Genomic DNA, 26,247 nt, shown 5'->3' with positions numbered 1-26,247 from the left:
TTCAGATTCGACAACGACTTGTTCAAGAAAGAAACTCGGGGAAGGAATCAGGTTGATGGGGTGGATGATGGGGATCGAACCCACGACCACCGGAGCCACAATCCGGGGCTCTACCACTGAGCTACATCCACCACAACCTGTCAGCTACCGAACCCACGTTCGGGCTTGACCACACTTGCATCGCCTGAATGGGGTGGATGATGGGGATCGAACCCACGACCACCGGAGCCACAATCCGGGGCTCTACCACTGAGCTACATCCACCATATCAGGACAATACCGCTACAACCTTTGCCCGAGCCTGTCAAAAGCAGCTACCAGCAAACTTCACTGGCGCGCCCAGCAGGACTCGAACCTGCAACCTACGGCTTAGAAGGCCGTTGCTCTATCCGGTTGAGCTATAGGCGCATTCTACAGAACCGAACTCTTCACCACAACCCGCTTTTCGAGAAAAACTTCTTCTTCAACAAGCTGTTGTGGTCGGGGTGGAGGGATTCGAACCCCCGACATCCTGCTCCCAAAGCAGGCGCGCTACCAGACTGCGCTACACCCCGCCGGCCAGCCGCTCGGCCATGCAAACCGCCGAAGCAGTCTCTGCAAGCGCTGCGTATTCTACGGAACTTTCCCGCCAAGTCAACAGGCTACCGAGACATTCCTGTTGTCATTCGGGCTCAAGCTTTGCCTGGATGGCGGAGCGTGCGAAAATCCGTGGCCGCCAATTTCATCCAGCACACCCACTTCTGACCGAGGGAACCCCATGACCGCCCAGCTCATCGATGGCAAGTCCATTGCCGCCACAGTACGCCAGCAGGTCGCCCGTCAGGTACAGGCGCGGATCGATGCCGGAGAACGCATCCCGGGGCTTGCTGTGGTGCTGGTCGGTGAAGACCCCGCCTCCCACGTCTATGTACGCAACAAGCATCGCGCCTGCGAGCAGGCGGGTATTTCATCTGTTCAACACGCCCTGCCCGCTTCTACATCACAGGCAGAGCTCGAAGCCCTGGTCGACCAGCTCAACGCCGACGCATCCATCGATGGCATTCTGGTTCAACTTCCGCTGCCCGACCACCTGGACGCTCGCCCTATCCTCGAGCGCATCCTGCCAAGCAAGGACGTGGACGGCTTCCATCCCTACAACCTGGGACGGCTGGCCCAACGTCTGCCGCTGCTGCGCCCCTGCACCCCCAAGGGCGTGATGACGCTGCTGCATCACTCGGGTCTAGCGGTGCGAGGCCTCGACGCCACGGTGGTCGGTGCCTCCAATATCGTGGGACGGCCGATGGCACTGGAATTGATGCTGGCGGGCTGCACGACCACCGTCTGTCACCGCTTTACCCGTGACCTCGAGGCCCAGGTACGCAAGGCGGAACTGCTGGTGGTTGCGGTCGGAAAACCAGGACTGGTGAAAGGCGAATGGGTACGTGACGGCGCGATCGTCATCGATGTGGGCATCAATCGACAGGAAGATGGGCGCCTGGTGGGCGACGTCGACTTCGACGAGGCCGCCCGACGTGCAGGTCACATCACACCGGTCCCGGGTGGCGTTGGCCCGATGACGGTAGCCAGCCTGCTGGAAAACACCTTGATGGCCGCAGACATTCATGACGGCCAGCATCGCGAAACTCCCGACGGCTGAACCTGCACTTGCGACATCCATGCGTGATGGACTCAATTGACGTAGCATCGCGCCCATCCAACACAGGATCACGGAGACACTCCATGAGCGACAAGAAGATGAATGTCGAGAGCTTCAACCTCGACCACACCAAGGTTCGCGCCCCCTATGTGCGTCTGGCAGATATCAAGACCGGCGCCAACGGCGATCGCATCCACAAGTATGACTTGCGGATTTGCCAGCCCAACAAGGAGCACATGGAGATGCCTGCCCTGCACTCCCTGGAGCACCTGATGGCCGAGCTGTCGCGCAACCACTCGGACAAGGTTGTCGATATCAGCCCCATGGGCTGCCAGACCGGCTTTTATATCGCCATGATCAACCACGACGACTACGACGACGTGCTGGCACTGATCGAGGGTACGCTCAACGACGTGCTGTCAGCGACCGAAGTTCCTGCCTGCAACGAAATGCAGTGTGGCTGGGCCGCATCCCACAGCCTGGAAGGCGCCCAGGAGCTGGCAAAAGGCCTGCTGGCCAAGCGTGACGAGTGGCACCAGGTCTTCGCCTGAGCCGAAGCTCCACCTCAAGAGGAATCGCATGAAACGCATTGGCATCATCGGAGCCATGGCGCAGGAAGTCGCCCAACTGGCGGCCCAGCTGGAAGACGTCAGGACCCGCACCCACGTCGGCTCCACCTTCTACATCGGCCGCCTGCATGGGGTCGAGGTCGTACTGCTGCAATCCGGGATCGGCAAGGTCAACGCCGCCATCGGGGCGACGCTGCTGCTGGACAACTACCAGCCCGAGGCGATCATCAACACGGGTTCCGCAGGCGGGTTCGGCGAAGGACTGTCGATCGGCGACGTGGTGGTGTCCAGCGAGGTGCGCCACCACGATGTCGACGCGGTGGTATTCGGCTACGAACATGGCCAGGTGCCCAATATGCCGGCGGCCTATCTCCCGGATGAACGCCTGGTTCGGGTGGCACGGGACTGCGTCGAAGGCATGGCTGAGGTCAAGGTGGTCGAGGGCCTGATCGCGACCGGCGACGTCTTCATGGCGTGCCCCGATCTTGTCTCGCGCACCCGCAACCGCTTTCCCACCATGCTGGCGGCAGAAATGGAGGCGGCCGCGATTGCCCAGACCTGCCACCTCTACGGTTGCCCCTTCGTGGTGATTCGCGCCTTGTCCGACATCGCCGGGCAAGGTGACAACCACCTGTCCTTCGAGGAATTCCTCGAGCAGGCGGCGGATCACTCCAGCCGTATGGTGACGGCAATGGTGCAACGACTGGCGTCACCGCAACCTGCCGTTGACCGACAGCAGCCGGCCTGACAACCCTGTCTGGCCAGAAAGCACTGCCGTCATCCTGCCAGCACGCCCGGCTACAGCCGGGCGTGCTGCCACTCGCTCAACCGATATCCGGCTGTGAACTCTCCAGCAGCCTGACCAGAAAGTCGTCACTGCTTCCGTCCATGGACACCCCCGTTAGCGTCACCTGAACATCCGCATTGCTGCCGTCCTGCAAGAGCCCTCCATCGAGCTTCACGTGGACCACGGTGTCTTCGCCATCTGCGATGGCCAGGACCTTTTCACCACCTTCCAGATCACCAATGTCTTCGAGCAACTCTCTTAGATCCAGCATATTGCCCAAGACATCGACCGCAGTGGCATAGGAGCTGTCAGCGCTGGACGCAGGCTCTCCTAGACTCCAGGCCAGCTCATCCTCTTCCGCCAACAGCGGTAGCGCGGCTGCTCGGCTTGACCCTTCCATCGCGGCAATGAATCCCTCCGGATCGATGCCGGTGATGGTTGGCGTATCGTCATTGATCACCACCTCAAGCGTCCCGCGCACTGTCGAGCCGTCCTTGTCGGTAATGGCGTAGCCCAACTCGAGCGACAGATCGCTTTCCTGAGCGCCCTCCGGGTGGTCGACATCCTTGCTCAGGTAGACCACCACATCACCGGTCTCGGCATCCACCAGATTAATGGTCAGGACCCGCTCGCCATCAGCATCATTGCCCATCACGGTGTAGCCGTCTGAACTCACCACAAACTCGACTGGAGAGTCTCGGCTGGTCAACTCAGGCAGCCCGTCGAGGTCCCAGCGGAAAGCACCCTGCACGGCAGCACCATCAGCCCCAGAGTCGAACCCGAGGTTGGCGCTCGCGCTGTCGTTACAGCCGGTGTTCACCACCTCGGTTCCCGGGGCGTCGCCGGGACCGCCGGCGATACCTTTGGGCAGGCTGTGCTCGTCGAGCAGGCCCTTTCCCCCATCTATTCGAGCCACTCCCGTCGGCCCTGTTACCAGAACACTCCCCTCTTCAAGGCGATCTCCCGCCAAGGCCACCTTCAGATTTCCTTCGGCGTCTTTTATCCAGACGCCTCCTGAAGCGGCGACGATTACGGCATCTTCCATGACACTTTACCTGTCCCTAATGTGATTTCATCCATACAACACTAAAAATGACAGGCAAGGGAGCACACGCACCGTACTAAAGAACAATCCTCGCACAAACGAAGGAAGAAATAGCGAAGCTGCAAAGCAAAACATGACAAGGCGTCAGCAGCTGGATGATGTCTCCTTTCCCGGCATCGCTAAGACCACCACAGTCATCACTGACTGCTTCTGAAGGAAAGTCCTGCTGTTGATACTCGAATGTGAACTGACGCATACAAAAAGGGCCTGGCATCGCCAGGCCCTTTTGCAAAACGCATCGTCACTCGACGATCAATTGTCCATCATCAAGCATCTGCTGCAGCACCTGTTCACCACTTCCGGCCACACCAAGGCCGCCCAGTTCGATGGTCAGGTCAGCGTTGTTCCCGGACGCGTCAATCCCGCCATCGGTCTTGATCTTCAGGAGAATATCCTCGCCTTCGTCGACAGCCACCAGATAGCTGGACAGGTCCGACGCAGCGCCATCGATCAACAGACCGCTCAGATCGAGCTTGTCAGCTTGATCGGTGGTTCCGAGAGTGAAGTCCTCGATACGATCAACAGAAGGGACCTCGGCGTCTGCGGCATCCCATACAAATTGATCACTATCCAGGCCTCCCCACAGAACATCATCTCCTTTACCGCCCACCAGAACATCCTGCCCTGCGCCGCCTATCAGGACATCATCGCCCTGTTCACCATATAGCTCATCGATACCACCGTCCTGGCGCTCCAGGTTCATCAGTGAATCTACGTTGGCCAGAACATACGCCTTGACCTCATCAGTCGTTGGCGCGGTGCCATTGCCAAAATCGGGAGACCACTTCAGAAACTCATAGAGGCCTTCATAACCTAGACCATTGTGCTCTCCCGATGAAAACTCCTCCCCGGAATCGCCGTTAACCCATTCGAGATCATCGGAGTTGACCGTGTCTCCGAATACAAGATCATCCCCCGCCCCGGCAAATACCTGGTCACTCCCCAAGGGTTCTAGATCCGAGGTACTTGACCCCGTATCAAGAGCAAGATTCAGATCTTCCTCGGTGTTGACCACGTTGATCTCACCGGCGGATCCGGTATAGGTATTGCCGTCTTCCAACGCAGTCTCGACGTCACTCGCCAGGATGTCGGTATTGTCAAAATGGCGGATGTAATCAACCAGACTATCTTCCCCTATGCCGATCCCGTGGACCGAATCGGCCACTTCGAGCAGTGCTTCGAAGGACGCCACCGATTCCTCCACCGCCGAAAGAGAACCGGGCTCCAGCGGATCCGGGATCACCAGCTTGCCATCCTCGTCCAGCCAGATTGTCGGTAGCCCGTCGGTGACAAAGACCGCCGTTGACTCGAAGCTGTTGATATCCGACATGCGGGTGAAGAAGTCCGTACTGGCAACGAAGCCTGCATCGAAATTGGTGGATCCCTTGGCTTCCATACCGAGGATATAGGCCCTGGCCGCAGCCAGGTCAGCACTACTGAAGTCTTCGAACACGACGGGATTTCGTGCTACGCCGTCGAAATCGATCAGTTGAAGATTCAAGGTACCTTCGAAGTCTGCCAGGGTCTCGAGCTGTCGCAGCATTGCTGCCTTCAGCAGCTCGAGGCGGGTATAGTTGCCCGATCCATCCGGCCTGGGCGTATCGACTTCTGCATTCATGCTGACCGACGAGTCGAGAATAAAGGAGAGGTTATAGTTGCCTGCTGGGTCGATGATGATCGTTGCCCCACCCTTGTCCGCGATGACGACATCGTCGCCCCCACCTGTGGTGATTGTATTGTTGGCATTGTTGCTCACCACGAGCTCACCCGGGCCTGACAGGATCAAGGAAAGCTCACCGGACGCCTTGTCACCGTCGCCATCGGCAGCCTCGAGGGGCAGCGGCACCGATGCGTCTCCTGGCGCAGCCCCACGGACGATGTCGACGCTGCCAAGCCCAAAGGGTTCACCGTTCCCGCCTTCGATGATGATGGCCTGGATGCCCTCGGCGCTGTTGATGACAAACGACCAGCCATCCTGCAAGCCTTCAACCTTGAGATCCCCATCGATGACATCGATCTGAACCTCCGACGTCACATCCACGCCCCGTTGATCGAGAATGCGCAGGTCCCCGGCCGACAGCGGCAGAGGCTCATCTTCCCCCTGCTGTGACGAGTAGGCCCGGGCACTGAGCAGCAGGGTGGCTCGCGCGTTGTCAGCGCCAGCCATCGAGATACTCTGGCGAAACTCGCCGACGCGCACATGTGAGTCCCAGGACACCACACCGCCGGTTTCCTCGGCCCCCGCGACCATATCGACACGCAGCTGGTCTCCTTCATCAATCTGTCCCGCCCCGACGATGAGTGATCCGTCGGCAATCGCAACGCCGGCCACCGCGGAGAACACCAGCTGCGAATCAAGACCGCCCTCGGAGACATCCAGCACACCCTGGGTCGCGCTCTGCGAAATGGCGGTCGCCACGATGTCACCATCAAGCCGAGTGAAAACAGACAGCTCACCTTCCCCGACAACGAGACGGGCCTGATTGCTTGATTCATCCAGCACCACGCTGAAGCCTACCTGTCCGGTGGCTGTCACCGCCTCCAGCTCGACCCCATTGTCGGCCAGCCTCCAGGACAGTGGTCCGCCATCCAACATGATGGTGTTGCCATTGACGTCTTCCACCGGCGCCCCATCCAGCGCACCGTCGAAGCGGATCGGGGCCCCTTGCCCATCCGCACCATACCCGCCCGGAAGTGCCAGTTCTCCAGTGCTGCCATTTTCAAGCAGTAAAGCTTCCGAGACGATGCCCTCCGGCGCATCATCATCGATGCGAATGTCGAGCTGGCCGGATGCCTCGCTACCGTCAACATCGGCGACGGTGTAACCGACCGACATGGCCAGATCGTCCTCGGTGGAATTTTCCGGATGGTCGAGCGGACGCAGCAGGCTCACCTCGAAGGCACCGCTGGCAAGGTCTGTCAGGGTGATGCGCAGCGCCTCTTCGCCCGCTGCCGTGGCCGCAACCAGGCTCAGGCCATCATCCGACACGGCAAAATTCAGCACCTCACCGCGCGAGCTCAACGCCGGCAGACCCACCTGCGACCAGGCGAAGGCGCCGCTGACTGCCGGGCCGTCGTCGCCGAAGTCGTAGCCGAGCGCACCGGTGATGACCGTGGCCTCGCCCGCGACATCGCCATCACCGCCGGGGATACCGCCATCCAGGCCGTCCTCATCGAGCACCACCTCGGCAGGCGCCGCATCCGGATCACCGCCATCCGTTGGGGTGGTGGGCCCCGATGCGTCCAGGATCTCGCCACTGATATCCAGTTCGACGACGTCACCGTCACCATCGGTCACGCGAAGCACGACATCGACGTTCTGCGGCGTACTGTTGTCGAGTCCGCTGGCTGCCGTAAAGGACCAGCTACCGTCACCTCTCAGGGTCAGGTCGCCCTGCGCCAGGGTCAACGTGGTCTGCTCGTCACTGCCAGGCAGACTGGAAAAGCTCAGGGGCGCCCCATTGATCAGTACGTCGATGACGGAGAGTCCATCCGCGCCGGGGCTCAGAGACCAGTTGCCTTCGACGGTGGCGCCCTCGGCCACCTGGATAACGCCTGAGCTGGCGTTGGCGTCGATCAGGGTGTTCCCCGTGGTCACCGACGCCACCGGGGTATCATCATCGATGCGAATGTCGAGCTGGCCGGATGCCTCGCTACCGTCAACATCGGCGACGGTGTAACCGACCGACATGGCCAGTTCGTCCTCGGTGGAATTTTGCGGATGGTCGAGCGGACGCAGCAGGCTCACCTCGAAGGCACCGCTGGCGAGGTCTGTCAGGGTGATGCGCAGCGCCTCTTCGCCCGCTGCCGTGGCCGCCACCAGGCTCAGGCCATCATCCGACACGGCAAAATTCAGCACCTCACCGCGCGAGCTCAACGCCGGCAGACCCACCTGCGACCAGGCGAAGGCGCCGCTGCCTGCCGGGCCGTCGTCGCCGAAGTCGTAGCCGAGCGCACCGGTGATGACCGTGGCCTCGCCCGCGACATCGCCATCACCGCCGGGGATACCGCCATCCAGACCGTCCTCATCGAGCACCACCTCGTCCGGTGCCGCATCAGGATCACCGCCATCCGTTGGGGTGGTGGGCCCCGATGCGTCCAGGATCTCGCCACTGATATCGAGTTCGACGACGTCACCGTCACCATCAGTCACGCGAAGCACGACATCGATGTTCTGCGGCGTACTGTTGTCGAGTCCGCTGGCTGCCGTAAAGGACCAGCTACCATCACCCCTCAGGGTCAGGTCGCCCTGCGCCAGGGTCAACGTGGTCTGCTCGTCACTGCCAGGCAGACTGGAAAAGCTCAGGGGCGCCCCATTGATCAGTACGTCGATGACGGAGAGTCCATCCGCACCGGGGCTCAGAGACCAGTTGCCTTCGACGGTGGCGCCCTCGGCCACCTGGATAACGCCTGAGCTGGCGTTGGCGTTGGCGTTGGCGTTGGCGTTGGCGTTGGCGTTGGCGTTGGCGTTGGCGTTGGCGTTGGCGTTGGCGTTGGCGTTGGCGTTGGCGTTGGCGTTGGCGTTGGCGTTGGCGTTGGCGTTGGCGTTGGCGTTGGCGTTGGCGTTGGCGTTGGCGTTGGCGTTGGCGTTGGCGTTGGCGTTGGCGTTGGCGTTGGCGTTGGCGTTGGCGTTGGCGTTGGCGTTGGCGTTGGCGTTGGCGTTGGCGTTGGCGTTGGCGTTGGCGTTGGCGTTGGCGTTGGCGTTGGCGTTGGCGTTGGCGTTGGCGTTGGCGTTGGCGTTGGCGTTGGCGTTGGCGTTGGCGTTGGCGTTGGCGTTGGCGTTGGCGTTGGCGTTGGCGTTGGCGTTGGCGTTGGCGTTGGCGTTGGCGTTGGCGTTGGCGTTGGCGTTGGCGTTGGCGTTGGCGTTGGCGTTGGCGTTGGCGTTGGCGTTGGCGTTGGCGTTGGCGTTGGCGTTGGCGTTGGCGTTGGCGTTGGCGTTGGCGTTGGCGTTGGCGTTGGCGTTGGCGTTGGCGTTGGCGTTGGCGTTGGCGTTGGCGTTGGCGTTGGCGTTGGCGTTGGCGTTGGCGTTGGCGTTGGCGTTGGCGTTGGCGTTGGCGTTGGCGTTGGCGTTGGCGTCGATCAGGGTGTTCCCCGTGGTCACCGACGCCACCGGGGTATCATCGTCGATGCGAATGTCGAGCTGGCCGGATGCCTCGCTACCGTCAATATCGGCGACGGTGTAACCGACCGACATGGCCAGTTCGTCCTCGGTGGAATTTTCCGGATGGTCGAGCGGACGCAGCAGGCTCACCTCGAAGGCACCGCTGGCGAGGTCTGTCAGGGTGATGCGCAGCGCCTCTTCGCCCGCTGCCGTGGCCGCCACCAGGCTCAGGCCATCATCCGACACTGCGAAATTCAGCACCTCACCGCGGGAGCTCAACGCCGGCAGACCCACCTGCGACCAGGCAAAGGCGCCGCTGACTGCCGGCCCGTCATCGCCGAAGTCGTAGCCGAGCGCACCGGTGATGACCGTGGCCTCGCCCGCGACATCGCCATCACCGCCGGGGATACCGCCATCCAGGCCGTCCTCATCGAGCACCACCTCGTCCGGTGCCGCATCCGGATCACCGCCATCCGTGGGTGTGGTCGGGACTGTTGCGTCGAAGATCTCGATACGCTGGTGAGCATCGGCTTGATCACCGTCTCCGTCGGTCTGTACCAGACTGAACTCCACCGACGGTGATGCTCCCTGATCGAGTCCGACGGCAGCGGTGAATGACCAACTTCCATCAGCCTCCACGATCAACCGTCCTTCCTCGAGCACGATCTCCTGTCCCAGCGCAAAGGACTCATCGATGCCAGCGACCGACACAACGAGACTGGCCACACCATCGGCACCATCGACGGCGCTCCAGCTCCCCTCGATGGTACTGCCTTCCCCCACGTCGGCGGGACCGCCCAGCTCGATGCCGGGAACATCATCGAGAATCAGCACATCCAGGCTGGCAGTGCGGCCGTCACCATCGACATCCGTCACCGTCACTTCGATCTGCTCCAGGAAGCCGCCATCGGTGGCCCCCTGCGTCTCGTCATTGTCGACGGTATTGGTCAGCTCAAAGTGGTAAAGCACGGTCCCGCCACTGGCGTCACCCTGAAAACCATCAAGCCAGAGGATGCCATGGGGCGTATCGAGGGACCTGGGAGTGCCCTCCAGGGCCTGAAGGTCCGCCAGCGTCAAGGAGAGCGTCCCTCCCAACGTCAGCGCGCCGAGACCATCGGGAGTATCGAAGTTGAAACTGCTGGACTGCGCCAAGGCGTCCGCCGATGGATGACTACCCTGGGCTAGCGCAGACTCTCGTACCACGAGCTCGGCACCTTCCAGCCCCCCCGGAAGATTACCGGCGTCTGGGTCTATACCGGAGCCGTCTGGACCACCTTCCAAGCCGCCTAGGCTGACATCGTTGTCTTCTTCCTCTTCGCCACCCTCCTCGCCAGGGTTGTCGCCATCGACGATATCTCCCAGGAATAGTCGGGGTTCCTGTCCATCGGACGAGTCCAGGCCGTACTCGAAGGCGAGTGGAGAAACCTGCTCGAGAATACGCAAAAGACGGACGAAAGAATGCCCATTGTCGTTGCCGGGGCCAGCACCCGGACCCGCGTCAGGCTCGTCGAAGACATCGAAGAGGTCCCGGCCCGATTCCAGCACCTCGAACACCTCTTCCAACTGCTCGTCCTGCAGCAGCGAAGCCTGAATCAACTCGGCCGGGACAGTCTGCGCAAGAAGCAACTCATCTGAGGGAAACGATTGGGCGTCGCCCTGGCCCAGCGGCATTTCCATTGTCTCGCCTGATTCAAGCACCAGCGGTAGCTGTCCGGAACTTGACGAAACAACCACTCGCCCGTCATCTCCGGCGACAAGTCGCTGGCCTGGCTGCAGCACATCGCCGGGCCTGGCCACCCGCTGTTCGCCTGCCTGGTCGACAATCCACACACTTCCTGCGGTAGCAATGATATTCATGGGTTTAGCCCCGTGCTTTCTGCTTATTGGGTTTCCACAGAAAATAGGGGCGGCCCCGTGCGGGCGATACTGTCTAGTAGGTCAAGTGGGAGAGTTCCCCATCGGAACAACCCACAAAAGCACAGTTAAGAAGTGTTTATTGCAAAATATAAAGATAATCTCTTACTTCAACCAAGGACTGTCCAAGACCGAAAAGTAACGGCACTATTCCAGGGCTCTATTTCCGGAGTAAGGTGCAGAGACCGAGACGCCAGCACTTGACGACATCAGATCAACCGTTCTACCACAGAAAAAGGGGGCAAAAAGCCCCCTTTAAACTGTCGCGCGGTAATGACCACTTCTTTCGCCGTCAACGATCCCTGGAGAGGCGCAGGATCAACTGCATCCGATCCTTGACCCCCAACTTGCGGAAGACTGCCCCGAGATGGGCCTTGACGGTTCGCTCGGTAATACCGAGCTCTCGCGCCACCAGCTTGTTGCTTTGGCCCTCCGCCACAGCCAGCGCAACATCCTTCTCGCGCTCGGTCAAACCTTCCAGCAAGTCGTGGTGCACGGCAGGCGCCCCACCCATGGCCTTGAAGACACCGCCCACCAGGCTGTCCATCAACTCGGGCCAAAGCCAGATGCCCCGGTGCCTCACCACGACATCGACCTGACGCAGCACTTCGGGGGTAGAAAGCGCGTGGACATAGCCCCTGGCGCCAGCGGTGAAGGCTTCATACGCTTCTGCGGAATGCGGGTTGAAGGACAGCACCGACACCAGCACTCCCTTGCTGGCCAAACGCGTGCACAGTCCCGTCCAGTCGCCGCCTTCAACCACTACCCATGCGAGATCGCCCTTGACGGCATGGTCGATGACACTGTGAGGAGCGACCACTTCCAGTTCACTGAAGGCATCATTCCAGCGCGGTACCTCGCTACTTCCTTGGTAGACCAGGTATCGAGTCATCACCGCTCTCCCATCGCGTTACCCCAGGCGCGCAGTACCGGCTTCAGCAGGAACTGCATCACCGTTCGCTTGCCGGTCAGGATATCCACCTGAGCGGTCATGCCCGGGATGACATCCACCGCTTCGGCTTCAGCGCTGTCTTCGGTTCGCACTCGAACCCGATAGTAGGTGTTTCCCTCTTCATCGGTGGTAGTGTCCGCGCTGATGTGCTCCAGCTGGGCATCCAACCCGCCATAGATGGAAAAGTCATAGGCCGTCAGCTTGATGGTCGCAGGCAGGCCCGGGCGTAGAAACGCGATGTCCTGCGGCGCGATCTTGGCCTCGACCACCAGGGCGTCGTCGGTCGGGACGATATCGACCACCTCCTGACCGGGCTGAGCCACCCCGCCGATCGTATTGATCGCCAGACGCTGAACGACACCATCGACCGGCGAACGTATCTCGGAGAGGCGCACCCTGTCCTGAAGCCCCTCGCTGGACTCGTCCAGGGCCGACAGTTCACCCAGGGTCGCCGACAGCTCCTGACGCCACTCATTGCGCGCCTTCGCATCGACCTCGCGAAGCTCACCCAGCGCCTCCTGAATCGCCGACTCCAGCCGCGACACCTGAGCCGTCGCTTGATTGCGCTCACCACTCGCCCTGGAGACCTCACGCTGCAAACGCAGCACTTCAACCTCTGAGACCGCCCCGCTGGACAGCAGAGGGCGCGTCATGTTGAGTTCCTGACTGGCAAGATTCAGCTCGCGACTGGCTGCGTTGCGACGCGCAGTCGCCTCGTTGAGCTCCGCCCGGCGCTGTGCCAGTCGCTCCTGCAGTATCTGCTTCTGCTCATCCAGCGTTTCCAGACTACTGTGGTATAGCTCGCGCTCACGGGAGACGATATTGGGCGCCTGCTCGATCAATGCCTCCGACGGAGAGAAGTCCGACCCGGTAGCCAGCGCCCTCAGTCGCTCGGCCTTGGCTTGCAGGGTTTCCGCCTTCGCCCGGTTCTCGTTGAAGTTCGAGAGAAAACGCGTCGGGTCGATGCGCATCAGCAAATCGCCGGTGGAAACAAAATCACCTTCGCTGACGCGAATCTCCTGAACCACGCCTCCATCGAAGCTTTGCACCCGCTGAAGCTGGCTGGAGGGTATGACCCTGCCGCTACCGCGTGTCACCTCATCGATCGGCGCAAAGCAGGCCCAGACGATCACGCAGATGATCGCTACGACAACCATGTACAGCATCAGCCTGGCGCGCAGAGGATCCTGCTGCATTCGCGCCCAGTCAGCGTCGCTCGCCCAATCTCTGTTGAGATGGGATGCGCTGACGCGACGCGCAAACAACCGGTCGATAAAGGGGCGAAAGACTTTGCCACCTTTGCGTGATACGCGACCGACGCCTTCGAATCCCTTCTGTTCGGCACTCTTGCTGGACATCAGCTGGCCCTCCCGATCTGGCCTTTGCGCAGCGCATCCATGACGCTGTCACGCTCACCATCTGCGACCACCTTGCCAGAGTCGATGACCACGATACGATCCACCAGCGACAGCAGTGACGTGCGGTGCGTCACCACCACCATCGTCTTGCCCCCAGCGTAATCCTTGAGGTTGCGCTTGAAGGCCTCCTCGCTGGCGTGGTCCATGGCGCTGGTCGGCTCATCCAGCAACAAGATCGCCGGATCGTGCACGATGGCACGCGCGATCGCTACCGCCTGCTTCTGACCACCCGAAAGCATCTGTCCGCCTTCGCCTACCTGCAGCTCGACGCCCTGCGGGTGTGTGCTGACGAGTCCATCGAGCCCACTGATACGGATGGCCTTGAGCAGCAGATCGTCATCCACCCCTTCGCTGCCGGCACCGGCGATGATGTTGTCCTTCAATGAGCCGTAAAACAGACGAACGTCCTGAGGCACATAGCCGATATGTCGCCTCAACTGCAGAGGGTCGAACTGACGAATGTCCACATCGTCGATCAGCACCGCTCCCGACGTCGGCTGGTACAGACCGAGCAACAACTTCTGCAACGTGGTCTTGCCACAGCCGACTCGTCCCAGCAGCGCCACCTTCTGGCCTGGTGCTATCGACAGAGAGACGTCGCGAAGGCTGTCATTCTCGGCCTGGGGGTAGCGGAAGGTAACCTTGTCGAACTTCACCAGTCCCTTGACGGCGGGACGATCGATGTAGCTCTTTTCCTCACGTTCCACCGGCATTTCCATCACTCTATCCAACGACTCCAGGGCCGTGGCCGATTGATGATACTGAGCCAGCAGTGCGGCGGCCTGGCTGACCGGTGCCAGCGCACGAGACGACAGCATATAGGCAGCGATCAGCCCGCCCTGGGAGAGATTGCCGTCGATGATCAGATAGACGCCGATAAGGATGACGCAGATACCGACGGTATTCTGGGTCCACTGGGCGATACTGGTGACCGAGGTTCCGAGAAACTTCAGCTGAGCGCCGGTACGCGAAAGGAAGGCGCTGGCCTGCTCCCATTGCCCCTGAACTCGGCTCTCGCCCCGCAGCGTCTTGACCGTCTCGAGCTGGGAGACCGATTCCACCAGAGTAGCGTTACGTTGCGCCCCTACCTTCAAGGTAGTTTCCGACAAGTCGTGCAGCTTTCCCTGGGCACCGAGGGCGTAGAGCAAGATAAACAGCACGCCAACCACGATAGGAATGACCAGTGCAGGTCCTATCAGGCCAATGATGGCGATGAACATCAGAACGAACGGCAGGTCCACCATGGCGATCACGGTGGCGGAGCCGATAAAGCTCCGAACCGACTCGAAGGATTGCAGCATCGAGACAAAGGAACCGGTCGAGGCAGGCTTGGCCTCCATCCGCATCCCCATGACGCGAGACATGATACGCGACGAGAGCTTGACGTCAGCTCGACTGGCCGCAAGATCGACAAAGCTCGAACGCATCAACCTGAGCGTCAAGTCGAATGCCAGTACGATCAGGGCACCGATGGACAACACCCACAGCGTCTCGGTGGCGTGATTGGGCACCACGCGGTCATAGACATTGAGAACGAACAGGGGCATCGCCAGCGCGAAGATGTTGATGGCGACAGAGCCCAGTATCACGTCACGGTAAAGGCGTCTGTTTTCCTTGATCACGCTCCAGAACCAATGCCCAGAACGCTTCTCGTTGACATCCTTCGACCGGGCGTCGAAACGGAACCGCGGCCGCGTATAGATCGCCGTCCCGCTGTAACGTTCGTGAAGCTCGTCCAGCGAGATTTCTACCGACGCCTGCCCCAATTCGGGGTAAATCACCTGAGCGGTACGCGCCTTGACATCGATATCGAGCAATGCGCAGGCGCGCCCCGGCTCCAGCAACAGCACGACAGGAAATAGCGCAGGGTTCAACTGAACGAGGCGACTCTTGACGAGTCGCGCCGTCAGCCCGGCACGTTCCGACGCCCGGGGAAATATCCCTGGCGTCAGTGCGCCATCTTCCAACGGCAGGCCCGCTGTCAGGGAATCCGCACTGACATCATGCTCGTGATAGTGAGCAATCGACAGCAGCACTTCCAGCAACTCATCCTTGACTGGGCCTCTGTCTTCGTCCTGCTCCTGCGCTTCAGGTGTTGTAAATTCTGCTTCATCCGCAACTCGTGAATCGTCCACGTAAACCTCTCTGTCGGCCGATGGCTGTACCAGAACGCCCTTTCCGTGCGACCCGGCCTATCATCCCTGCTGTCGTCACGGCTTCCTTTGCGGCAATGCAAGGACCAGAACGTGGCAGTTGCATCCATATTCCGGGAAATGGCGTCCCCGAGAAGCGAGGACGCGATCATCCACTGAGCTTCTAGCCCTCCAGGCCGCGTCCCTGTTCCCCTCGCGCCCAGGCAAGGGACACACTGTCATCACCGGCGGAACCAGGCAATGCCCCCATGTCCAGATTCTCGCCACTGCGTTCAAGTGTGATCTCCACTCGACGGTTCTGGCGACGACCTTCGACGGTGTCGTTGGACTGAACAGGCCGATGCGAGCCGTATCCCCGGGTTTCAATCAGCGAAGCACTGACGCCCTGGCTGACCAGGTACTGGCCCACCGCTGCCGCTCGATTACGCGACAGTGGATCATTGATGGCATCGGTACCCGAGATGTCCGCATGGCCAGCGATGAATACCCGGACCAGGTCGTTACGGCCACGGATACGGTCGGCCAACGCACTCAGTTCCTGCTTGGCGCTCGCGCTCAGCACGTAGCTGTTGATCTCGAACAGAGCGTCCGCAGGCATGACGACGTCCGGAGCCCGTGTGGAGCCGGTGAGCTCCTCGATGCTGTAGGACCGCGGACCTACCGCCGGACAGACGATATCCGGCGTGATCGACACACCGTTGCTGTCCAGCTCGGCGAGGCTCGGCAGTCCATCCTTGCGCACCTCCAGCACCTCCAGCAGGCTACCGGTGGCACGCAGGGTGCGCGCATCTGCCAGAGCGACGTCATACTGCGCGTTCACATAGGCACGACTCGCCTCGAAATACTCGTTCTCGATGTCCAGCAGGTCGAGCAGCGAACGCTGACCGATATCGAACTGCTGCTTGTAGGCTCCGCGTACGCGATCGGTCGTCTGACGGTGCTCGTTCAGGTATTCCAACTGGTCGCGCAGACGACGGGTGTCGTTGTAGGCGATGGTGGTGGTCTGACGAATGTCGACGCATGCCTTGTCACGCAGATTGACCGCCTGCTCGACGCGATCACTGGCGGCGCGGAACGACGCCAGGTCGCTGCCGCCGCGATACAGATTGAGGCTACCCACCAGTTCGATGCTGTGACGGTCTTCATGATCATTGTCGGAAATGAAGTCGCCGTCGGTGTCACTGCCCTTGTAGGTACCACTGCGGCCCACCAGGTCAAGCCTGGGATGGAAGGGCGACTTGGTGCCTTCACGCTCGGCGCGGGCGGCCTCGATGTTCTCGATGGCGGCATGGAAGTCCGGGTTACCCTCGTAGGCTAGCTGCAACGCCTGGGCGACGTCAGCGGGTAGCTGCTCGGCGAAGGTCGGCGCCGGCGCCAACGCTTCCGGCGGCAATTCCCCCACCAGACGCTGGAATCGCGCAGACACATCGTGCAGGTTGGAGGCTTCGGTGATCAGGTTCGATTCGGCCAGTGCCAGACGACCGCTGATCTGCTCCAGGTCGACGCGACGACCGGCACCTGACAGAGCGCGGGCCTCGATCTGCTGGTAGACCTCCAGGTGCTTCTGATAGTTGTCCTGGGCCAGGCCCACCAGGCGACGGTAACGCTGAACATCAAGATAGGCATTAGTTGCGTCCAACGCCGCGTCCTGACTCGCCCCCAGCAGCTCGTAGTAGCGTACCAGTTCTGCCCGGCTTAGACGCTCGACCTCACTGGCGGTGGCGAAGCCGTCATAGATCATCTGGTTCAGCGTCACCTCGACATAGTCGGTGTCGTAGCTGCCCTGTTGATCATTCTGACGATCCTCGAGGCCGACGCCTGCATTGACGTCAATCTGAGGCAGATAGCCCCCAAAGGCCACCCGCTCATCGTGGCCCGCCGCCTGGAAGCCATTCCAGGCCGCTAGCACCTCAGGATTGGTATTGATGGTCTGCTCCACGACGTCACGCAGGGTCGCCGCACCGGGCGATGTCGTGCCAGGCGGCAACGTCTGCGCGTCCTGGGCCATGACTCCTGACCCCATCAGCATTGACGTAGAGGCCAATGCGATGGCACTGACCAGCGGCCGCACCATGGAAGAGCGAGGTTCTCGGCGGATCGTTTTCATTCGTGTTCCCTTAATTATCAATGGCCGCAGCCAGTACAGTTGAATCTAGTACCAACGAACTAGCCCAACAACCCCGGATTCTGCAGGACCAGCCGTGCTGCTTCGGCGCTACCATTCTCATCATCCCCGGGATGGGCGAGCAGTTTCCCTGTAGCGCCGATTGTCGAGCGCTTCCCCAACGCTGCTAACATCCCATCCAGCCACAACTACTGTTACAACTACAATCCTCTCACATTCGAACACATTCAGTAACATCTCGTCATTCAATGTCATCATGGTCAGGCAAGGCACCACTTGACAGAATCCACAACATCGCCCTACAGCAAACCTGTCCCGTAGCAGTCCACAAACATGCTATCGTAATCCCTTGGATCAAGCGCCTAGCCAAGGAGTCACCGATGGCCTCATCCGAAATTCAAAAAACCCGTGTCATCAATGAATTGACCGGCTTTATCAAAAAGTTGCTGCAGGACCCCAAGGTCCTGGAGACCTCTCTCGAGATCGCCCGCCGGCACCTGGAAAGTGGCAGCGACAGTGGCGTCATGGCCGACATTGCCAACGAAATCTCGGACACCACCAGCATTCATATCCCTGACAGCGCCGAGGAGCACTCCGAAGCCGACCGGCTCTTCCTGGAGCTTCTCAAAGAGGTCGTACAGGAAGAAAAAGCGCTGTACTGACGCATTTTTTCGTCTTTTTTTCCTGCCCCCCCGCCGATCGCCCCCCTGCCGTCGGCGGAATCTCGAAGATCTCCATCAAACTTGATCTGGATCAAGGTTACTATTCTTACATCGTAGTTTCGGCGTTCACACCATGGAATATCGTCTTTCCCTTTCTGCCGACATCGCCACCAAGTCCGCCTCGGTGAGACGCCACATGGGTCGCTGCCTGGCCACCAATCTGCGCAATGCACTCAGGCGCCAGGAGCCCAAGACCAAGGTCGTTGCCCAATGGGACCATCTGGTCGTAAGACTTCCGCGGGAGCTTTCTCGCGGCGATCGTCTGGCACTGGAAGCAAGCATGACCCGGATACCGGGCGTTCAGCGCGTGGCCAGGACACGTAACAGGCCGCTTGGGGACTGGCAGAACACCATCGAACAACTGGCGTGCGAACGGGCATCGGACATCGAAGGCAAGCGCTTCAAGGTCAAGGTCAAGCGCAAGGGACATCACGACTTCGGTTCGGTGGAGGTAGAGCGTGCGTTGGGCGCAGCGCTGCTCGCCCATGCTGCTGATGCCAGGGTCGACCTGAGCACCCCGGAGGTAGTGGTGCCACTGCGGATCGATGGCGACACCTTGATCGAGGAAGTCGACCTTGGGCCGGGCCTCGGTGGCTTTCCACTAGGCACCCAGGGAGAGGCACTGGTACTGATGTCAGGGGGTTATGACTCCCCGGTGGCGGCCTATCGGATGCTCAGGCGCGGCATCAAGTGTCACTTTGTCCTCTTTCGTTTTGGCGGACAGGAACAGGAAAGCGCGGTCAAGGCGCTGACCCGAGACCTGTGGCAACGATACAGCGCCTCCCACAAGGCCAACTTCATCACCGTTCCCTTCGAGGAAGTGGTCGAGACACTGCGTCGCGAGGTACCTGATGGCCTGGTGTCGCTGGTGCTCAAGCGCTTGATGATCGAGGCCGCCGCAAGAGTCGCGCAACGCGCGCGCATCCCCGCCCTGGTGACAGGAGAGGCGATCGCCCAGGTATCGAGCCAGACACTGACCAATCTCGGCCTGATCGACCGCGCCAGCCACCTGCCGGTGTTGCGACCGCTGCTGACCGATGACAAGCAGACCATCATCGATGAGGCCCACCGGATCGCTACCGCTGAGGCGTCGAGCCGAATGCCCGAGTACTGCGGCGGGATGTCCAGCCGCCCCAGGGTCAAGGCGTCGGAGAAGGAACTTCAGGTGGCAGAGGCCAGGCTACCGACCGACCTGCTGGATCGCGCCCTGGCCAGCGCCACTCGCCAGCCTGTCGATGCGCCAGTATCCAAAGGCGTCAGCGCACCCTCCCAGGAGCCCCTGGCAGAAGTCTCCTTTGGAGGGCTCCACGACTTCGCCCGAACGGCGACCCGGGTCATCGATGTGCGGCCCCCGGACGACGTCGAGCGCCGTCCGCTTGGGCCACTCGCCTGTCCCGTCGATCATATTCCCTTCTATGAACTGGCGACCCGCAGCGATGCGCTGGATCCCGACACCCGCTATCTCCTCTACTGTGACCAGGGCGTCATGAGCCGCCTCCAGGCGCTGCACCTCAAGGACCGAGGCCTTGAGCATGTCGGCCTGCTGGTGGCGTCCTCCTGACAATGCACCGTCTGCGCAACGGCTTTTTCATGGCTGCGCCCAAGCACGATAGCGGATGCACACGACCTCGATCCTAGCTACAATCGTCGCCTGATTTTCAACGGGATATCACGTCACACCATGTCCATCACCGCACCCGACAAGCGCCAGATTCTGGTCACCAGCGCCTTGCCCTACGCCAACGGCGCCATTCACCTGGGCCACCTGCTGGAGTACATCCAGACGGATATCTGGGTGCGGTTCCAGAAGAGTCGCGGCCACCAGTGCCACTACGTCTGCGCCGATGACGCCCACGGCACCGCGATCATGCTGCGTGCCGAGCAGGAGGGCATCACCTCCGAGGCGCTGATCGACCGCGTATCCCGCGAACACCAGCAGGACTTCGCCCGTTTCGGCGTGGCCTTCGACAACTACCACTCGACCCACTCCGAGGAAAACCGCCACTTCAGCGAGCTTATCTATAAGCGCCTGCGCGACAAGGGGCACATCGCCACCCGTGACATCGAGCAGATGTACGATCCGGTCAAGGGTCTGTTCCTGGCCGATCGTTTCATCAAGGGCACCTGTCCCAAGTGCCACACCGCGGATCAGTACGGCGACAACTGCGAGGCCTGCGGCGCCACCTATACCCCTGCCGAGTTGATCGATCCGGTATCGGCTATTTCCGGCGCCACCCCGGAAGTCCGCAGCTCCACCCACTACTTCTTCAAGCTGCCTGACTTCGCCGACTTCCTCAGTGCCTGGATCAAGGACGACCATGTCCAGCCGCAGATCCGCAACAAGCTGATGGAATGGTTCGAGTCCGGCTTCAACGAGTGGGACATCAGCCGCGACGCGCCCTACTTCGGCTTCGAGATTCCTGACGCGCCGGGCAAGTACTTCTATGTCTGGCTGGACGCTCCGATCGGCTACCTGGCGAGCTTCAAGAACCTGTGCGAGCGTGAGGGGCTGGACTTCGACAGCTACTGGGAGCGCGATTCAAAGGCCGAGGTCTACCATTTCATCGGCAAGGACATCGTCTACTTCCACGCCCTGTTCTGGCCGGCGATGCTGCACGGGGCCGAGATGCGCACCCCCACCGCAGTCAACTGCCACGGCTTCGTCACGGTCAACGGCGCCAAGATGTCCAAGTCACGCGGCACCTTCATCAAGGCCGCGACCTACGCCGAGCATCTCAATCCCGAGTACCTGCGCTACTACTTCGCCGCCAAGCTCACCTCCCGTGTCGATGACCTCGACCTGAACCTCGAGGACTTCGCGCTCAGGGTCAATGCCGACCTGGTGGGCAAGGTGGTCAACATCGCCAGCCGCTGCGCCGGTTTCGTCAAGAAGCTCGGAGGTGGGCAGCTGTCGACTCACTGCGCCGAGCCGGACATGCTGGCACGCTTCATCGCCGCCGGTGACGAGATCGCCGACTACTATGAACAGCGGGAGTTCGGCCGCGCCATGCGCAAGGTGATGGAACTGGCCGACGAGGCCAACAGCTACATCGCCGACCAGGCCCCCTGGGTGCTGGCCAAGGAGGCAGGCCGCGAGCAGGAAGTGCTCGACATCTGCTCCATGGGAATCAACCTGTTCCGTCAGCTGATGGTCTACCTGGCCCCGGTGGTACCGGCCATGGCCGAACAGGCCAGACTGTTCATGAATCTCGACACCCTCGACTGGAACAGCCGCGAGACCTGGCTGGGCGATCACCCCGTCAACAAGTTCAAGCCGCTGATGACCCGGGTCGAGAACGATCGTATCGATGCCATGATCGAAGCATCGAAGGAGGATCTGGTGGAAGAACAGAAGCTCAAGGAAACACCCAAGGGACCGCTGGCCGAGACGCCGATCGCCGACGAGATCAGCTTCGACGACTTCGCCAAGGTGGACCTGCGTATCGCCCGCATCGCCAAGGCGGAATACGTCGAAGGGGCCGACAAGCTGCTCAAGCTGTCGCTGGATCTCGGCGGCGAAAGCCGTCAGGTCTTCGCCGGCATCCGTCGCGCCTATTCGCCGGAGGCTCTCGAAGGCAAGCTGACCGTCATGGTGGCCAACCTGGCACCGCGCAAGATGCGCTTTGGTGTTTCCGAAGGCATGGTGCTGGCGGCTGGCAACGACGACGGCATCTATCTGCTCGAACCCCACAGTGGCGCAGAACCCGGCCAGCGGGTCAGCTAAGGGGTTCCATCACGCCCATGCGCCGGCGGGGCCCTGCCCGCCGGCCGTTATCTCGTGTATTCCATGACCGACGTTCTTCTCGTCCTCGTCAGTACCGCCCTGGTCAACAACTTCGTGCTGGTGCAGTTTCTCGGGTTATGCCCTTTCCTGGGGGTGTCCTCGAAGCTGGAATCGGCGCTGGGCATGTCCCTTGCCACCACCTTCGTACTGACCCTGTCATCGGCGGCCAGTCACCTGCTGCACCGTTATCTGCTGGTGCCGCTGGATCTTGAGTACCTACGCACCATCGCCTTTATCGTGGTGATCGCCGTGGTAGTCCAGGCCACCGAGGTCATGGTGCGCCACCTGAGCCCCCTGCTGCATCGGGTGCTCGGCATCTTCCTGCCGTTGATTACCACCAACTGCGCGGTGCTGGGCGTGGCGCTGTTGAGCCTGGGTCGCGACGGCGGCTTCTTCGATGCGCTGCTGTACGGATTCAGCGCCGCTCTGGGCTTTTCGCTGGTGCTGATCCTGCTGGCGGCCATGCGCGAACGCCTGGCGGGCGCCGATGTACCGCGCCCGTTTCGCGGTGCGGCCATCGCCATGATCACCGCCAGCCTGATGTCGCTGGCCTTCATGGGCTTTACCGGGCTTGCCACCGGGGGCTCTCCATGAGTCTGACGAGTCTTGTCGGCGTGGTCCTGATGGTCGCACTGATCGGTGTCTGCGGCGGACTGCTGGGCTGGCTGAACCGTCGCTTCAAGGACGGCGAGGATGGCCTGGTAGAGCAGATCGACGCCCTGCTGCCCCAGACCCAATGTGGCCAGTGTGGCTATCCCGGCTGTCGGCCCTACGCCGAAGCCGTCGAGCAGGGAGAGGCCATCAATCGCTGTCCACCGGGCGGTGAGGCAACCATCCTTGAGTTGGCCGAACTGCTTGGTCGGGAACCGCTGGCGCTCGACGGCGACGCCGACGATACCCCCCGGGTGGCCTTTATTCGGGAAGATGAATGCATCGGCTGCACCAAGTGCATCCAGGCCTGCCCGGTGGACGCCATCCTCGGTGCCTCGAAGATGATGCACACGGTCATCGCACACGAATGCACCGGCTGTGATCTGTGTATCGCTCCCTGTCCGGTGGACTGCATCGACATGCTGCCAAGAGAGCCACAACCCCGCTGGACCGCCGGCATCATCGCCAGCGACCGCACCACGGAGACGCTTCATGGCAGTACTTGAGCGGCTCTGGCGATCACTGGCGGCGGGTACCCGGCCCGCCGGCGGCGTGCTGCCCCCTACCCGCAAGTCGCAGACCCGTGACCTGGGCATACGCACGCCGCCGCTACCGGCCAGGGTGACATTGTTGCTGGAAGATGGCCGCGACCAGCCCTGGCGAGAGGTCCAGCCCATCGTCAAGCCAGGCCAGTACGTGCGTGCCGGCGAGCGAGTGGCACGCGCCGTCGGCCATCTGGCGCTGCCGGTGCACGCCAGCATCTCGGGCCACGTCAGCGCGCTGTTCATGCACGACGAGGCGGACGCCGGCGGACAACATCGACCTGCCGTGGTGATCGACGCAGACGGCGCTTCACAGCACCACTGGCTGCCGCCGCTCGACTGGCAAGGCGCAGCCCCCGGCGAGATCATCCAACGGATTGCCGATGCCGGCATCGCCGGCATGGGCGGCGGCGGATTTCCAGCCCATCTCAAGGTCCGCGCGGCACGCCAGGCGGGCATCGATACCCTGGTGGTCAACGCCGCCGAGTGCGAACCCTACCTGAGCGCCGATGACCAGACACTGCGCCAGCACACCGACCGGGTGCTGCTCGGTGCAGCGATGGTGGCCCATGCCACCGGGGCCAGCTCTATTGTCATCGGCATCGAAGACGACAAGCCCGAGGCGGCCAGCGCCGTGCGGGCCCGGCTAGGCGAGCTGCCCTGCCCGGCACGACTCGAGGTGATCCCCACCCGCTACCCCAGCGGCGGCGAGCGCCAGCTGATCGAGCGCCTGCTGGGCCGCCGTCTCGCCTCGGACCAACTGCCGGTGGACGCCGGCGTGCTGTGTCACAATCCCGGGACCCTGGCGGCCATCCACGACGCGGTGGCGCTCGGCAAGCCGATGATCGAGCGCACCCTGACCCTGGCGGGCCGAGCACTGGCACGCCCCGGCAATATCACCGCGCGCCTGGGCACCGCCATCGAACACCTGCTGCAGGACGCCGGCCTCGATCGCGCCAGATTGTCTCGGGTGATCGAAGGCGGGCCGATGATGGGCCAGGCGATCGGGTCGCTTGACCAACCCATCACCCAGACCACCAACGGCCTGATCGCCGCTGACGCGGCTGAACTGCCGACGCCGCCCCCCGCACGCCCCTGCATCCGTTGCGGCGACTGCCAGCCGGCCTGCCCGGCGGGCCTTGCCCCTCAGCAGCTGTGGTGGCACGCCCAGGCAGGTGAAGACCACAAGGCCGAGGCCAACGGCTTGTTCGACTGCATCGAGTGCGGCGCCTGCGATTACGTCTGCCCCAGCCACCTGCCGCTGGCCAACGGCTTCGGCGAGGCCAAGCAGCGCCTGCGCACCGCGCGCGCCGAGAGCGACCGGGCCGACCAGGCCCGCCACCGCTTCGAGGCACGCCAGGCCCGCGAGCAGCGCGAGGCGGCCGAGCGTGAAGCACGTCGCCAGGCCCGTCGTCAGGCCGCCACCCAGCGCGGCCAGCAGCGTAACGCAAGCAGCGCCAAGGATAGCTCAGCCGACGCCAAAGGAACCGCCAGCGTCGTAGACGTGCGTGGCCTGCGCATCGCCCAGGCAGCCGCCAAGGCCGCGGCACGCAAGGCTGAGAAGGCGCTGGAGCGCGCCGCCCAGCAGCAGCAATCGGCGGATGTCCTCGCCGACCTCGAGACTCAGCTGGATACCGCCAGACAGCACCTCGACGCCGCCGATGCTCGACTCAAGGCCGCCCGTCAGGAGGAAACCCGGCCATGAGCCACCTTCACCGCCACACCAGCGCAGACAGCGCTCGCCGTGGACACGACAGCGCTACCTTGATGCGTCGGGTGACGCTGGCCTGCCTGCCCGGACTCATCACCCAGAGCTGGTTCTTCGGCCTTGGCGTCGTCACCAACGTCATCACCGCAGCGGCCTGCTGTGTGCTGATCGAGGCGATGATGCTGGTGGCGCGTCGGCGGCCCGTCTCGCCGACCATCGCTGATGGCAGCGCCCTGTTGACCGGGGTACTGCTGGGTGCGGCGCTGCCGGCGGGCACCAGCCTGTGGCTGATCCTGATCGGCTCGCTTGCCGCCGTGGCGGTGGCCAAGCACCTTTACGGCGGGCTCGGCCAGAATCTGTTCAACCCCGCCATGGTGGGCTACGCCCTGCTGCTGGTGTCCTTCCCCACCCAGATGAGCCTGTGGCCCGCACCCTCGGGGCTATTCGGCCCCGACGCCGTCGAGCCCTCGACCTGGCTGGCACGTTGGCTGGGCCAGCACCCGCCAGCGGCACTGGATGCCATGAGCGGTGCCACACCGCTGGACGCCTACCGCCATCGCCCCGCAGACGCCAGCCTCGCCGAGTTAGTGGCACCAGCGGCGCTGGAGGCCTGGCGCAACGTCGCCGTGGCCTGGCTGGCCGGAGGTCTTTACCTGCTCTACCGCCGGCTGATCGACTGGCGCCTGCCGCTGTCCATGCTCGCCTCCATGGCCTTGCTCGCCTGGCTGTTCGATCAACTGTCGGCCAGCGGCGGAGTCGGCTTCCACCTGCTCGGCGGCGCGGCCATGTTCGGCGCCTTCTTTATCGTCACCGACCCTGTCAGTGCCGCCAGCGGTCGTCGTGCACGCCTGGCTTATGGTGCCGGCATCGGCGCTCTGACGATGATCATCCGTGCCTATGGCGGCTACCCCGACGCCGTGGCCTTCGCCGTGCTGCTGATGAACCTGGCAGCCCCCCTGCTCGACCAGCTGGTGCCCGACCGGCCATCGAATGCTCGAGCCACCCGGAGGCACAACGATGACGGCTAGCCAGCGACCCGCCTTGGTCAAGAGCGCTGATGGACGACCGCCTCACTTGGAA

The 26,247-nt window shown here is 62.1% G+C and carries 16 protein-coding genes and 4 tRNA genes; 10 read left to right on the top strand and 10 right to left on the bottom strand.

Annotated features, from left to right (window positions below; genetic code table 11):
• Nucleotides 1–56 precede the first annotated feature (56 nt).
• The 4 genes from C6W88_RS17240 to C6W88_RS17225 all read right to left on the bottom strand — a co-directional run bounded on the left by C6W88_RS17240 (nucleotide 57) and on the right by C6W88_RS17225 (nucleotide 554).
• Nucleotides 57–131, bottom strand: a tRNA-His gene (locus C6W88_RS17240).
• Between the two features lie 58 nt (nucleotides 132–189).
• Nucleotides 190–264 (bottom strand) — tRNA-His (locus C6W88_RS17235).
• A gap of 67 nt (nucleotides 265–331) precedes the next feature.
• A tRNA-Arg gene (locus C6W88_RS17230) sits at nucleotides 332–408 on the bottom strand.
• 69 nt (nucleotides 409–477) lie between these two features.
• Nucleotides 478–554 (bottom strand) — tRNA-Pro (locus tag C6W88_RS17225).
• Nucleotides 555–757: 203 nt separating this feature from the next.
• Here C6W88_RS17225 and folD point away from each other — a divergent pair.
• From folD to mtnN, 3 genes are all read left to right on the top strand, one after another.
• Nucleotides 758–1,636 carry a bifunctional methylenetetrahydrofolate dehydrogenase/methenyltetrahydrofolate cyclohydrolase FolD gene (folD, locus tag C6W88_RS17220; RefSeq protein WP_045993754.1) on the top strand — a complete coding sequence of 293 codons (879 nt, stop codon included), beginning with the start codon at nucleotides 758–760 and terminating at the stop codon, nucleotides 1,634–1,636.
• 83 nt (nucleotides 1,637–1,719) lie between these two features.
• Complete coding sequence (locus C6W88_RS17215) at nucleotides 1,720–2,187, top strand: S-ribosylhomocysteine lyase (protein WP_108133369.1); 468 nt, start codon at nucleotides 1,720–1,722, stop codon at nucleotides 2,185–2,187.
• A 28-nt stretch (nucleotides 2,188–2,215) separates the two neighbouring features.
• Nucleotides 2,216–2,953, top strand: coding sequence for a 5'-methylthioadenosine/S-adenosylhomocysteine nucleosidase (gene mtnN / locus C6W88_RS17210; protein ID WP_045993756.1), 738 nt, complete (start codon nucleotides 2,216–2,218; stop codon nucleotides 2,951–2,953).
• 76 nt (nucleotides 2,954–3,029) lie between these two features.
• On the opposite strand, the gene C6W88_RS17205 is transcribed toward mtnN, so the two are convergent.
• The 6 genes from C6W88_RS17205 to C6W88_RS17180 all read right to left on the bottom strand — a co-directional run bounded on the left by C6W88_RS17205 (nucleotide 3,030) and on the right by C6W88_RS17180 (nucleotide 17,742).
• Entirely contained in the window at nucleotides 3,030–4,037 is a 1,008-nt protein-coding gene (locus tag C6W88_RS17205; protein ID WP_108133368.1) for a DUF5801 repeats-in-toxin domain-containing protein, read from the bottom strand.
• A gap of 301 nt (nucleotides 4,038–4,338) precedes the next feature.
• A complete protein-coding gene (locus C6W88_RS17200) occupies nucleotides 4,339–11,055 on the bottom strand; it encodes a retention module-containing protein (RefSeq protein WP_146164680.1) in 6,717 nt (2,238 codons plus the stop codon).
• Between the two features lie 349 nt (nucleotides 11,056–11,404).
• Nucleotides 11,405–12,004: a helix-turn-helix transcriptional regulator gene (locus C6W88_RS17195; protein ID WP_045993759.1), complete on the bottom strand. Its 600-nt coding sequence runs from the start codon at nucleotides 12,002–12,004 to the stop codon at nucleotides 11,405–11,407.
• Nucleotides 12,004–13,422: an HlyD family type I secretion periplasmic adaptor subunit gene (locus C6W88_RS17190; RefSeq protein WP_045993760.1), complete on the bottom strand. Its 1,419-nt coding sequence runs from the start codon at nucleotides 13,420–13,422 to the stop codon at nucleotides 12,004–12,006. The genes C6W88_RS17195 and C6W88_RS17190 overlap by 1 nt, the downstream gene beginning before the upstream one ends.
• Nucleotides 13,422–15,527: a type I secretion system permease/ATPase gene (locus C6W88_RS17185; protein WP_108133366.1), complete on the bottom strand. Its 2,106-nt coding sequence runs from the start codon at nucleotides 15,525–15,527 to the stop codon at nucleotides 13,422–13,424. The genes C6W88_RS17190 and C6W88_RS17185 overlap by 1 nt, the downstream gene beginning before the upstream one ends.
• Nucleotides 15,528–15,798: 271 nt before the next feature.
• On the bottom strand, nucleotides 15,799–17,742 hold the full coding sequence (locus tag C6W88_RS17180; RefSeq protein WP_231498687.1) for a TolC family outer membrane protein: 1,944 nt from the start codon (nucleotides 17,740–17,742) through the stop codon (nucleotides 15,799–15,801).
• Nucleotides 17,743–18,140: 398 nt separating this feature from the next.
• Between C6W88_RS17180 and C6W88_RS17175 the strand changes: the two genes are divergently transcribed.
• From C6W88_RS17175 to C6W88_RS17145, 7 genes are all read left to right on the top strand, one after another.
• Nucleotides 18,141–18,422 (top strand): hypothetical protein, encoded by a 282-nt coding sequence (locus tag C6W88_RS17175; protein WP_045994775.1) that lies wholly within the window; start codon nucleotides 18,141–18,143, stop codon nucleotides 18,420–18,422.
• A gap of 133 nt (nucleotides 18,423–18,555) precedes the next feature.
• Nucleotides 18,556–20,043 carry a tRNA uracil 4-sulfurtransferase ThiI gene (gene thiI, locus C6W88_RS17170; RefSeq protein WP_108133364.1) on the top strand — a complete coding sequence of 496 codons (1,488 nt, stop codon included), beginning with the start codon at nucleotides 18,556–18,558 and terminating at the stop codon, nucleotides 20,041–20,043.
• A gap of 120 nt (nucleotides 20,044–20,163) precedes the next feature.
• Entirely contained in the window at nucleotides 20,164–22,206 is a 2,043-nt protein-coding gene (gene metG / locus C6W88_RS17165) for a methionine--tRNA ligase (RefSeq protein WP_045994777.1), read from the top strand.
• Nucleotides 22,207–22,269: 63 nt separating this feature from the next.
• Nucleotides 22,270–22,860 carry an electron transport complex subunit RsxA gene (rsxA, locus tag C6W88_RS17160; RefSeq protein WP_045994778.1) on the top strand — a complete coding sequence of 197 codons (591 nt, stop codon included), beginning with the start codon at nucleotides 22,270–22,272 and terminating at the stop codon, nucleotides 22,858–22,860.
• Nucleotides 22,857–23,423 (top strand): electron transport complex subunit RsxB, encoded by a 567-nt coding sequence (gene rsxB / locus C6W88_RS17155; protein WP_108133363.1) that lies wholly within the window; start codon nucleotides 22,857–22,859, stop codon nucleotides 23,421–23,423. The genes rsxA and rsxB overlap by 4 nt, the downstream gene beginning before the upstream one ends.
• A complete protein-coding gene (gene rsxC / locus C6W88_RS17150; RefSeq protein ID WP_108133362.1) occupies nucleotides 23,410–25,164 on the top strand; it encodes an electron transport complex subunit RsxC in 1,755 nt (584 codons plus the stop codon). The genes rsxB and rsxC overlap by 14 nt, the downstream gene beginning before the upstream one ends.
• Nucleotides 25,161–26,195 (top strand): RnfABCDGE type electron transport complex subunit D, encoded by a 1,035-nt coding sequence (locus C6W88_RS17145; protein WP_108133361.1) that lies wholly within the window; start codon nucleotides 25,161–25,163, stop codon nucleotides 26,193–26,195. Before rsxC ends, C6W88_RS17145 begins: the two co-directional genes overlap by 4 nt.
• Nucleotides 26,196–26,247 lie beyond the last annotated feature (52 nt).

Source organism: Halomonas litopenaei, assembly GCF_003045775.1.
In the GTDB taxonomy this organism is placed as follows: Bacteria; Pseudomonadota; Gammaproteobacteria; order Pseudomonadales; family Halomonadaceae; genus Halomonas; species Halomonas litopenaei.
This window is presented reverse-complemented; position numbering and strand designations above follow the sequence as displayed.